The 11,376-nt window shown below is 75.4% G+C and carries 8 protein-coding genes; 5 read left to right on the forward strand and 3 right to left on the reverse strand.

Translation table 11 applies throughout. The features are described 5' to 3' along the window. A partial coding sequence (locus GTQ99_RS13100; RefSeq protein ID WP_166616179.1) for a diguanylate cyclase domain-containing protein occupies positions 1-1,437 on the reverse strand: 1,437 nt, incomplete at its 3' end. A gap of 78 nt (positions 1,438-1,515) precedes the next feature. Between GTQ99_RS13100 and GTQ99_RS13105 the strand changes: the two genes are divergently transcribed. Then, positions 1,516-2,934: a decaprenylphosphoryl-beta-D-ribose oxidase gene (locus GTQ99_RS13105; RefSeq protein WP_338074968.1), complete on the forward strand. Its 1,419-nt coding sequence runs from the start codon at positions 1,516-1,518 to the stop codon at positions 2,932-2,934. A gap of 18 nt (positions 2,935-2,952) precedes the next feature. Here GTQ99_RS13105 and GTQ99_RS13110 read toward each other — a convergent pair whose 3' ends face one another. After that, positions 2,953-3,798: a PhzF family phenazine biosynthesis isomerase gene (locus GTQ99_RS13110; RefSeq protein ID WP_166616180.1), complete on the reverse strand. Its 846-nt coding sequence runs from the start codon at positions 3,796-3,798 to the stop codon at positions 2,953-2,955. A 129-nt stretch (positions 3,799-3,927) separates the two neighbouring features. On the opposite strand from GTQ99_RS13110, the gene GTQ99_RS13115 reads away from it, so the two are divergent. Continuing rightward, complete coding sequence (locus GTQ99_RS13115; protein WP_166616181.1) at positions 3,928-5,943, forward strand: diguanylate cyclase; 2,016 nt, start codon at positions 3,928-3,930, stop codon at positions 5,941-5,943. 16 nt (positions 5,944-5,959) lie between these two features. Here GTQ99_RS13115 and GTQ99_RS13120 read toward each other — a convergent pair whose 3' ends face one another. Next, the gene (locus tag GTQ99_RS13120) at positions 5,960-6,961 is read right to left on the reverse strand and encodes a substrate-binding domain-containing protein (RefSeq protein WP_166616182.1); all 1,002 of its coding nucleotides are present in this window, start codon (positions 6,959-6,961) and stop codon (positions 5,960-5,962) included. A 130-nt stretch (positions 6,962-7,091) separates the two neighbouring features. On the opposite strand from GTQ99_RS13120, the gene GTQ99_RS13125 reads away from it, so the two are divergent. Genes GTQ99_RS13125 through GTQ99_RS13135 form a run of 3 tightly spaced genes read left to right on the forward strand, consistent with a single transcriptional unit; the run spans position 7,092 to position 11,331 of the window. Beyond that, complete coding sequence (locus GTQ99_RS13125) at positions 7,092-9,023, forward strand: glycoside hydrolase family 127 protein (RefSeq protein ID WP_166616183.1); 1,932 nt, start codon at positions 7,092-7,094, stop codon at positions 9,021-9,023. Between the two features lie 32 nt (positions 9,024-9,055). Next, entirely contained in the window at positions 9,056-10,369 is a 1,314-nt protein-coding gene (locus tag GTQ99_RS13130) for an ABC transporter substrate-binding protein (RefSeq protein ID WP_166616184.1), read from the forward strand. After that, entirely contained in the window at positions 10,366-11,331 is a 966-nt protein-coding gene (locus tag GTQ99_RS13135; RefSeq protein ID WP_166616185.1) for an ABC transporter permease subunit, read from the forward strand. Before GTQ99_RS13130 ends, GTQ99_RS13135 begins: the two co-directional genes overlap by 4 nt. Positions 11,332-11,376 lie beyond the last annotated feature (45 nt).

The following is an 11,376-nucleotide window of genomic DNA, read 5'->3' on the forward strand; positions in this document are numbered from 1 at the left end:
GGCCGGGAGCAGGCCGGGGGCCACGAGCCGGTCGCGCCCGCCCTCCTTGGCCGCGTACAGCGCGGCGTCGGCGCGGCGCAGCAGGCTCGCGCCGTCCTCGGCGCGGTCCCAGCGGGCCACCCCGATCGAGCAGGACTGCCCGTCGGGCACGACGGCGCGCAGCGCGTCCAGGCGCCGCAGCGCGCGGGCGGCGTCGTCCTCGACGAGCAGCACGACGAACTCCTCCCCGCCCCAGCGGGCCAGGAAGCCGTCGGGCCCGAGGGAGCGCGCCCACGCCGCGGTCGCGGCCCGGAGCAGCTCGTCGCCGGCCTGGTGCCCGCGGCCGTCGTTGTAGGCCTTGAAGCGGTCCAGGTCCACCAGCGCGGCGTACAGGTCCGCGGCACCCGGCGAGCGGCAGGCGCGGGTCAGCTCGTGGTCGAGGGTGCGGCGGTTGGCGATGCCCGTCAGCGGGTCGGTGCGCGCCAGCGCCTCCAGCCGCGCCGACTGCTCGCGCAGCCGCTGCAGCAGGTCCCAGACGCGGGCGACGACGAGGGTGACGAGGGCGATCGAGCCCGTCGCCAGCAGCGCCACCGGCACCCGGTGGCCCGTCAGGGACGCGCCCACGAGCACGCCCGAGGGCAGCACCGCCGCGACGCCGAGCAGCAGCAGCCGCCACGCCGTCAGGCCCCCGGCCGCCTCGGGGTCCTCCACCCGCCGCCACGGGCGCACCGAGTCGGCCGCGGCGACGGCGAACGCCGCGTAGTACGCCAGCCAGAGCGCGTTCACCCAGCGCGGGTAGCCGGCCTCGCCGCTCGTCAGCTGCTGCACGTTGGTGACCAGGTCCGCGCTGATCGTGCACAGCGAGCCGGCGACGAGCAGCCAGAACGCCCGGGGGCGGTCGCCGGGGCCGGTGACCAGGCGCGCGACGAGGAAGACGAGCAGGACGTCGCAGACGGGGTAGGCCGAGCTGACGGTGCGCGCCAGCGGCGACTGCGTGGCGTCCGAGGCCATCGGGAGCACGACGAAGACGCCGAACAGCGTGGCCGCGCTCAGCGAGACGATGCCGGCGTCGAGCAGGCTGCCGCGGTAGCGGTGGGTGGTGCGGCGGCGGTTGAGCGCCAGCAGCCCGACGGCGACGGGGGCGTAGGCCAGGCAGTAGCAGAGGTCGGCGGCGGTCGGGAAGGCGTCGACGCCGCGCACGGCGAGGACCGCGAACAGCACCTCGCCGACGAGGTAGAGCAGCTGCCCCGCCAGCAGCCACAGCCACGGCCGGCGGTGCCCGCGGGGCATGCGCGCGACGGCCGCGACCACCCACGCGGTGCTCACCAGCACGGGCACGAGGTAGCCCAGCGTCCCCGCCGGGGACGAGGGGTCGGGCAGGCTCGCCAGGACGACGGTCAGCGCGATCGTCGAGGCCGCCCACGTCGTCAGGCGCGGGGGTCTGCGGACGGTGCTCACGGGAGTCCATCGGCGGGCGCGGGCGGTGACCGCAGCCGCCGTCCGGGCGATGTCCGGCCCGGCCGTTAGGCTCAGCGCGTGGTGAGCATCCCTGTCCTCAAGCCCCGGACGACCCCGGCAGCCGACGCCGACGGCGCGCTCCGCACGACCCGGCGCCTCACCGGCTGGGGGCGCACGGCGCCGACGACGGCGACCGTCCTGCGCACCGCGGACCTCGACGTCATCGCCGAGGCCGTGCGCACCGCCGGCCCGCGCGGGGTCGTCGCCCGCGGGCTCGGCCGCTCCTACGGCGACCCGGCCCAGAACGCCGGCGGCCTCGTCGTGGACATGACGGCGCTGGACCGCATCCACTCCATCGACGTGGAGTCCGCGGTGGCCGACGTGGACGCGGGCTGCTCGCTGGACACCCTGCTGCGCGCGGTCGTCCCGCACGGGCTGTGGGTGCCGGTGCTGCCGGGCACCCGCCAGGTGACCGTCGGCGGCGCCATCGGCGCCGACATCCACGGCGGCAACCACCACACCCAGGGCACCTTCACCCGGCACGTGCTCTCGATGGACCTGCTGACCGCCGACGGCCAGGTCCGCACGCTCACCCCCGACGGCCCCGAGCGCGAGCTCTTCCTGGCCACGACCGGCGGCATGGGCCTGACCGGCATCGTGCTGCGCGCGAAGATCCGCCTGGACCGGGTGGAGACCTCCTACTTCATCGCCGACGTGGAGCAGGCCACCGACTTCGGCGACATGCTCGAGCGGCTGCAGCGCAACGACGAGGACTACACGTACTCCAAGACGTGGTTCGACTCCGTCACCAAGGGCGAGCACATGGGGCGCGGCTTCCTGCTGCGCGGGTCGTCGGCGAAGCTGGAGGACCTGCCGCCGGAGCTGCGCAAGGACCCGCTGAAGTTCGACGCCCCGCAGCTGGCGCGCTTCCCCGACCTGTTCCCCTCCGGGATGCTCAACAGGCTGTCGGCCAAGGCGCTCAACGAGTTCTACTACCGGAAGTCGAAGACCAAGTCCGGTGTGGTGCAGAACATCACGCAGTTCTACCACCTGCTCGACCTGTTCGCGGACTGGAACCGGGCCTACGGTCCCGACGGGTTCCTGCAGTACCAGTTCGTGGTGCCGTTCGAGCGCGCCGACCTGCTGCGCGCCAGCATGGAGGCCATCGTGGACTCCGGGCACATCTCCGCGCTCAACGTCCTCAAGCGCTTCGGCGACGCCAACGACGCGCCGCTGTCCTTCCCCACCCGCGGGTACACCCTCGCGGTGGACCTGCCGGTGAAGAAGGGCCTGGGGCAGCTGTGCGACCTGCTCGACGAGATGGTCCTGGACGCCGGGGGACGGCTGTACCTGGCCAAGGACTCGCGCACGACGGCCGACCGCTTCGCGCGCATGTACCCGCAGCTGCCGGCCTGGCGGAAGGTGCGCGACGCCGTCGACCCGGAGCGCAAGTTCGCCTCCGACCAGTCCCGGCGCCTGCAGCTCGTCACCGGCTGAGCCCGGCGGCCCGGGCGCTCAGCGCATCGCGACGGCGGTGCCGGTGACGACGATGCCGCCGCTGACGGGGACGTCCACCACCAGCAGGCCCGGGCGCCCGACGTGGCGGCCCTGGTGGACCAGCACCCGCGCCGGGGGGAGCACGGCGCCCAGCGCCCGCAGGTAGCCGCCGAGGGCGGCGGCGGCCGAGCCGGTCGCGGGGTCCTCGCTGATCGGGCCCACGGGGAAGACGTTGCGGGTCTCGAACTCGGCCGGTCCCCGCCGGTGCGCCAGCGCGATGGTCGCCGGCCAGCCCTGCGCGTCCATGAGGCGGCGGGCGGCGGCCGCCTCGAAGGTGAAGGCGTCGAAGGCGGCCGCCTCGCGCACGAAGAGCAGCGGGTGCGGGTTGCCGGCGGCGGCGGTGCGCGGCGGCAGCGCCTCGTCGAGGTCGTCGCGGGCCAGGCCCAGCAGGTCCAGCACGGCGTCCACGACCTCGGGCGCCAGCGGGTCCACGCGCGGCTCGACGCTGGTGAAGGAGGCCGTGGCCCGGCCGCCGTCCAGGGCGGTGTCGATCGCCACGGGGCCGACGGGGGTGTCGAAGGCGAAGGGGCCCGCGCCCAGCCGCTCGGCGAGCGCGACGGCGGTCGCGACGGTCGCGTGCCCGCAGAAGGGCACCTCGGCGTGCGGGGAGAAGTAGCGCAGCGCGAACCGGCGGGGCTCGCCGGCGTCCCCGCCGCCGACGACGAAGGCGGTCTCGGCGAAGCCCACCTGCGCCGCGACGGCGAGCATCCGCTCGTCCGCGGCGCCGCCGGCGTCCAGGACGACGCCGGCGGGGTTGCCGCCGTCGGGGTGGTCGGTGAAGGCGGCGTAGCGCAGGACGTCCACGAGCGCGGACCTTACCGGCGGTGGTCCGCGCGGCGCCGGGGTTTCCCGCCCCGCCGCCGGTGCTCCGATCGGGTGCCCGCGGGGCGCCGCGCCGTACAGGTGGCGTTCGAACGCGCCGACGATGCAGGCATGCCCGCTCCCGTGCCGCCCGGTGGAGGTGGGGTCCTCGCCGCCGAGGTCCCCGCCGCACCGCCGTTCGCGCTCGGCTCCTTCGTCGTCATGGTCGTCGACGAGATCACCGGCTACCAGCGCGGGATCCTCGGCGGGATCGAGGACGAGCTCGCCGACACCGGCACGCCGGTGCTGGTGGCCGTCGACCACCCCCGCACCGGCCAGGACGAGGACTTCCTCGTCCGCCTGCTCGAGCGCGGGCGCGTCGCCGCCCTCGTCGTCACCGCGGTGCAGTTCAAGGAGATCGGCCGGGTCCTGTGCAGCCGCGCGGTCGCGCTCGGCCTGCCCGTGGTGACCATCTCCCGGCGCCTGCCCGGCATCGTCAACGTGGACGCCGACAACGCCACCGCCACGCGCGAGCTCATGGCCCACCTGCTCGACGAGTGCGGCGTGCGCCGGCCCGCGCTGCTGCGCGGCGTGCCCGACAGCCCCGACTCCGCGGTGCGCGAGGAGGGCTTCCGCCGGGCCCTCGCCGAGCGCGGGCTGGAGGTGGACGAGGACCTCGTCCTCGAGGGCTCCTTCCGCCGCGAGCTCGCCCACCGCGCCGTCACCGCGCTGCTGGCGCGCCGCCGCGACGTCGACGCCGTCGTCGCCACCAACGACGCCATGGCGCACGGCGCCGTCGACGCGCTGCGCATGGCGGGGCTGTCGGTGCCGGGCGACGTGCTCGTGACCGGCTTCGACGACGTGCCCGCCGTGCGGGGACCGGACCTGTCGCTGACGACCGTCGACCCGCGCCTGGACGAGCAGGGTCGCGCCGCGGTGCGCTCGCTGCGCGCGCAGGCCGCCGGCGCGGGCGGCACCGGCGACGTGCGGGTGCCCACGACCCTGGTGCGCCGCGGCTCGACCCGGCAGGCCGCGGCGCCCGGGTCGGTGCCCGTGCCGGCCGTCGGGGACGTCGAGGCGGTGGCCCGGCTCGACCAGGACCACCTGCTGGAGATCACCCGCGCCTTCGCCGACTGCACCTCGCTGGAGGAGCTGGTCGGCGAGCTGGCGGCGCACGTGCCGCGCCTGGGGGTGCGCAGCTGCTTCCTCGTGCTGCTGCAGGAGTCCCCCGGGGGCGCCCCGGCGGCCCGGCTCGCCCTGGCCTACGCGGGCGGGGCCGTGAGCACCGAGCCGGTGCCGTTCGGGCACGACGAGCTGCTGCCCCCCGGGCACCTCGCGCTGCTCGGGGGGCGGGCCGTGATGCGGACCCTGGCGACGGGGGCCTGCCAGCACGGGTACCTGCTGCTGGAGCCGGGTCGCGGTGACCGCAGCCGGATGCTGGACCTGCTGCAGGTCGACCTCACCCGCGCGCTGGACGCGCTGGCGCGCGAGCGGCGCCTGCAGCAGCAGGCCGAGGAGCTGGAGCGCGTCGTGGCGCTGCGCACCCGCCAGCTGGAGCAGGAGGTCGCGGTGCGGCGCGAGGCGGAGGCCGGGCTGCGGCGGGCCAACGCCGAGCTGGAGCGCATCGCCCTGCGCGACCCGCTGACGGGCCTGGCCAACCGCCGGGCGCTGGACGGCGCGCTCGCCGGGAGCTGGGCGCGGGCCGCGCGGGCGGGGGAGCCGCTGGCCCTGGCGGTCTGCGACGTCGACCACTTCAAGGCCTACAACGACCGCTACGGGCACCCGGCGGGCGACCAGTGCCTGCGCGCGGTCGCCTCGGCGCTGGCCTCGGTCGCCGTGCGCCCCGGCGACGTCAGCGCCCGCCACGGCGGCGAGGAGTTCGCCGTGCTGCTGCCGGGCACCGACGAGGCCGGCGCCGCGCACGTGGCCGGCCGGCTGCTGGCCGCCGTGCGCGCCCTGGGTCTCGAGCACGCCGGTTCCGCGCACGCCACCGTCTCCGTGAGCGTGGGCTGGTCGGTGCTGCGCCCGGCGCGCGGCGGGCGGGTGGAGGACCTCGTCGACGCCGCCGACCGCGCGCTCTACCGGGCCAAGGCCGCCGGCCGCGACCGCGTCGCCGGTCCCGCGGAGGTCCACGCCCCCGCGCGCTGACGGCCGTCCACAGGGGTCAGGCGCGGACGGTGGACTCGCGGACGACGAGGCGGGTGGGCAGGGTCGTGGTGCCCGGCGAGGGGCGGCCGGCGACCGCGGCCAGCAGCAGCTCCCCGGCGCGCCGGCCCAGCGCCTCCAGGCCCAGGGCGACCGTGGTGAGCGGGGGGCGGCAGGCGAGCGCGATGACGTCCCAGTCGTCGAAGCCGACGACCGCGACGTCCTCGGGCACGCGCCGGCCGGCGTCGCGCAGCCCGTCGCAGACGCCGCGGGCGATCTGGTCGCTGCCGCACGTCACGGCGTCGACGTCGGGGTGGCGGCGCAGCAGCAGGTCGGCGGCCAGCCGGCCCCAGCGCTCGCTCCACTCCCCGTGCAGGGCGGGCCCGACGAGGGTGCCGCCGGCCTGCGCCTGCGCGGCGGCGCTGCGCACCTGCGCGGCGTGGTGGTCCTCGGGGCCGGTCACGTGCGCGACGCGCCGCCGGCCGAGGTCGAGCACGTGCCGCACCGCGGCGGCCGCCCCGCCCGCCTGGTCGACGGTCAGCGAGGTGTCGGCCGGGTCGTGGGAGGGGGTGAAGGCGTAGACGACCGGTACGTGGGCCGGTGCGCCCACGGGCGGGCGCGGTTCGGTGCGCCGGCCCGTGACGATGATCCCGTCCACGCGCCGCGACAGCAGCGTGCGCAGGTAGTGCTGCTCGCGCAGCGGGTCGTCGCGGCTGTCGCACAGCAGCACGCTCATCTCCCCGGCGCCGAGGGCGTTCTCGGCGCCGAGCATGACGGGGATGGAGAAGCGCCCGAAGCTGTCGGTGGTGATGAGGCCGACGGTGTAGCTGCGGCCGGAGGACAGCCCGCGGCCCAGGGGGTCGGGGGTGAAGCCGAGCTGCTCGGCGGCCCGGCGCACCCGCTCGCGCGTCTCCGCGCGCAGCTGGCCCGTGCCGTTGAGCGCCTTGGAGGCGGTGCCGGGGGCGACGCCCGCGAGCGCGGCCACGTCCACGATCCGCGCCGGAACGACGCTTTCCGTCACAGGGCACCTCCTGACCTGGTGGTCCGCAGCACGATACAGGCCTTGACGGAGGTGGTGGGCGGCTCTACGGTCGAGCGCAGAAAACGTGTTCCGACGTTTCCGACACGTCCGACGTCTCGATGGAGAGCTCATGACGACCACGACGGCCCCCACCGCGCCCAGCGCGCCCGCCGCCCCCACCGCGGCGGCCGCCGTCGCCCTGCACCCCGTCCCGCTGCGCTCGGCCCGCATCACCGGCGGCTTCTGGGCCGAGCGCCAGGGCGCCAACCGGCGCCAGGCCCTGCGCGCCGGCCACGAGAAGCTGGAGAGCGCGGGCAACCTGCAGAACCTGCGCATCGCCGCCGGGCAGGCCCGGGGCGAGGTCCGCGGGCCGATCTTCATGGACTCCGACGTCTACAAGTGGCTGGAGGCGGCCGGCTGGGAGCACGGGCGCGAACCCGACGAGGAGCTGCTCGGCTGGATCCGCGAGGTCACCGCCGTCGTCGCCGCCGCCCAGGCCGAGGACGGCTACCTGGACTCCGTGCAGCAGGTGCGCGGCAAGGGCGAGCGCTACGTCGACCTGCCGTGGAGCCACGAGCACTACTGCGCGGGCCACCTCTTCCAGGCCGCCGTCGCCGTCCACCGCGGCACCGGCGAGAGCGCCCTGCTCGACGTCGCCGTCAAGCTCGCCGACCACCTCGTCGCCACCTTCGGGCCGGGGAGGGTCGAGGAGGTCGACGGCCACCCGGTCGTCGAGATGGGCCTGGTGGAGCTGTTCCGCGAGACCGGCACCCGGGCCTACCTGGACCTGGCCCGCTGGTTCGTCGACGCCCGCGGCCACGGGATCATCGAGACCCTGCACGGCAAGCAGCCCACGTACTTCTCCGACCGCGTCCCGGTGCGCGAGCAGACCAGCCCCGAGGGGCACGCCGTGCGCGCGGTGTACCTGACGGCCGGGGCCGCCGACGTCGCCGCCGAGACCTCCGACGCGGACCTGCTGGCGGCCCTGGTGCGCCAGTGGGAGGGGATGCTCGCCTCCAAGACCTACGTGACCGGCGGCATCGGCTCGCGCTGGGACTGGGAGCAGTTCGGCGACCACCACGAGCTCTCGCCCGACCGCGCCTACGCCGAGACGTGCGCCGCCATCGGCAGCGTGCAGTGGACGTGGCGCCTGCTGCTGGCGACGGGGGAGTCCCGCTACGCCGACCTCGTCGAGCGCACCCTGTACAACGCCTTCCTGCCCGGCGTCTCGCTGGCCGGCACCGAGTACTTCTACGTCAACGCCCTGCAGCTGCGCCACGGCGCGCACGCCGAGGAGGAGCGCAGCGTCGCCCACGGCCGCCGCCCATGGTTCGACTGCGCCTGCTGCCCGCCCAACATCATGCGGACGCTCTCCAGCCTCGACGCCTACCTCGCGACGAGCTCGGAGGCGGGGATCCAGCTGCACCAGTACGCCACCGGGACGATCGAGGCGAACGGTGCCGCGCTGTCGGTGAGCACCGACTACCCGTGGGACGGCGCGGTGCGCGTCGAGGTCACCGACCCCGGCGCCGGCGAGTGGGAGCTGGCCCTGCGCGTGCCCGGCTGGGCCGAGGGCGCCGTCGCGAGCGTCGCCGGCGAGCGGCTCGACGCGGTCCCGGGCGAGTACCTGCGCGTGCGGCGCGCCTGGGCGGCCGGTGACGTCGTCGAGCTGACGCTGCCCATGGGCGTGCGCGTCGTGGAGGCCGACCCCCGCGTCGACGCGGTCCGCGGCTGCGTCGTCGTCGAGCGCGGCCCGCTGGTCTACGCCGTGGAGCAGGCCGACCTGCCCGCCGGCCTCGTCGCCGACGACGTGCGGGTGCGCGTCGCGGAGCTGCGCGACGCGCAGGCCGAGCACCGGCCGGACCTGCTGGGGGGCGTCACCCTCCTGCAGCTGCCCGTGCACCGGGCGCTGCAGGCCGCCGCCGTGCCGCTGTACCGCCCGGCCGGCGACGAGGTCGCCCCGCAGGCCGAGCAGGAGGGCGTGCTCGTGCCCGCCGTGCCCTACTACGCCTGGGCCAACCGCGAGCTGGGCGCCATGCGGGTCTGGTTGCCGCGCGCCTGAGGGTCCGCTGCCGAACCTGGAGGAGAAGAGCGATGGAGCTTTCCCGCAGGACCGCGCTCGGGGCGGGCGGGCTGGCGGCGCTGGGTGCGCTGCTGCCCGCCTGCGCCTCGAGCCTGCCCGAGGCCGACGTGGGCGCGGCCGGTTTCGGCGAGGACGCGAGCGGCACCGTGCGGCTGTGGTGCCGCGCCGCCACCGTCACCGGCGTGCGCCAGGTCGTCGACGCCTTCAACGCCTCGCAGTCCGACGTCGTGGTCGAGGTCACCCCCGTGCTGGACGCGCAGTACGTCACCAAGCTGGCCACGGCGATCCGCGGCGGCAACGTGCCGGACATCGTGGACATCGACGACATCAACTCGATGCTGTTCATCTACCGCGACTCCTTCACCGACCTCACCCCGCTCGTGGAGCAGCTCGGCTTCGCCGACCGGCTCAACCCCGGTCAGCTGGGGCTGGCCACGCGGGACGGGCGCCACTACGGCGTCCCCTACATCGCCGACAACTCGGCGCTGTTCTACAACACCGAGCTGTTCGAGCGGGTCGGCATCGACCCCCTGCAGGCCACGCAGGACCTCGACGGGATGCTGGAGGCGGCCCGGGCGATCGGCGGCCTCGACGAGCAGACCTACGGCTGGACGATCGAGGGGAACTCCCCGGGCATCCTGGGCTTCGTCGTGCAGCCGCACGTGTGGGCCGCCGACGAGCGCAACGTCGTCGGCGAGGTCGGCGCCCAGCGCGGGGACGTCGCCGGCAACGACGCGGTGCGCCGGACGTTCGAGTTCTACCAGACCATGTGGGAGGAGGAGCTGCTGCCGCAGGGCAACTTCTCCGGCGACGGCGCCCGCTGGGGCGCGGACTTCCGGGAGGGCCGGGTGGGCATGATCCCCGCGAACTACTCCGTGGCGGTGCTCTCCGCCGACCCCGAGATGCAGGCCAGGACCGGCGTCGTGCTGCTGCCCGGTCCCGACGGCGGCCGGGCCACCTTCGCCGGCGGCGACAACCTCTGCATCCCCCGGGGCGCGCCGAACGCCTCGGGGGCGTGGAAGTTCGCCAAGTTCGCCCTCGACATCCCCCAGCAGGCGAACCTGCCGGCCGGCGGGTACGTCCCCGTCCGCTCGGACGCGGCGACCGAGGAGTACCGCGCGCAGTTCCCGCTGGCGGTCGCCCCGCTGGACGGCATCGAGGCGGCGTACGCGCCGGTGACGCTGGCCTACAACCTGCTGTTCAACCAGGCGGACTCCCCGTGGGGCAGCGCCTTCCGCCGCGCCGTCTTCGAGGGCGACCTCGACGGGGCGCTGGAGCAGGGCCAGCGGGACTTCGACCGCATCCTCGAGCAGGCGCAGCTGTGAGCGCGCTCGCGGACCGCGCCGCCTCGCGCAGCACCCGCCCCGCCGCCCGCCGGGGCCGCAGCGCCCCCGGTGGCGCCGGCGGCGCCGGGACGGGGTCCCTCACCCACCCCTCCCGCACCGGCCTGCTGCTGGTGCTGCCGGCGCTGGCGTTCGTCGTCGTCTTCGTCCTCGCGCCGCTGCTGTTCGCGGTCTACATGTCCTTCACCAACTGGCCGCTCATCGGCTCCTACGACTTCATCGGCGTGGCCAACTACGTCGCCGTGGCGAGCGACCCGGTGTTCTGGAAGTCGGTGGGCTACACCGTCCTCTACACCGCGATCATCACGCTGCCGATCCTCGTGGTCGGCTACGTCCTGGCGCTGGTGGTCCGCTCCAACCGGCGCGGCTCCACCCTGTTCCGGACGGTCTTCTTCCTGCCCTACGTCATCGGGCTCACGACGCTGAGCTTCCTGCTCGTCCTGGAGGCGCAGCCCAGCTCGGGCGCGGTGAACATCGTCCTGCAGGCCCTGGGCCTCACCGACGGCACGACGGCCTGGCTCGTCGACGGCCCGCTGGCCACCGGCCTCATCATCGTCATGATCGTCTGGGCCGTCTCCGGGCTCACCATGGTGCTGCTCATGGGCGGCATGCAGGGCATCCCGCGGGACGTCTACGAGTCCGCCGAGATCGACGGCGCCGGCTGGTGGCAGCGCGAACGCAGCATCACCCTGCCCCTGCTGCGCCGCACGATCGCCATGAGCCTGGTCATCTCCGTCATCGGCTCGCTGCTGGCCTTCACGCAGTTCTACGTCCTGACCCGCGGCGGGCCGGGCACCGACACCCAGACCGTCGTCATGTACGTCTACCAGCGGGGCTTCGTCCAGCTGCAGCTCGGCGCGGCCTCGGCCCTGTCGATCGTCCTCGTGGTCGTCATCGGCCTCGTCACCGCCGCCCAGTTCCGCCTGCTGCGCGAGAAGGACTGAGGGAACCGACGTGTCCACCACCGTGCCCACCACCCTGTCCACCGC

It is taken from the genome of Kineococcus vitellinus (assembly GCF_009906315.1).
Taxonomy (GTDB): domain Bacteria; phylum Actinomycetota; class Actinomycetes; order Actinomycetales; family Kineococcaceae; genus Kineococcus; species Kineococcus vitellinus.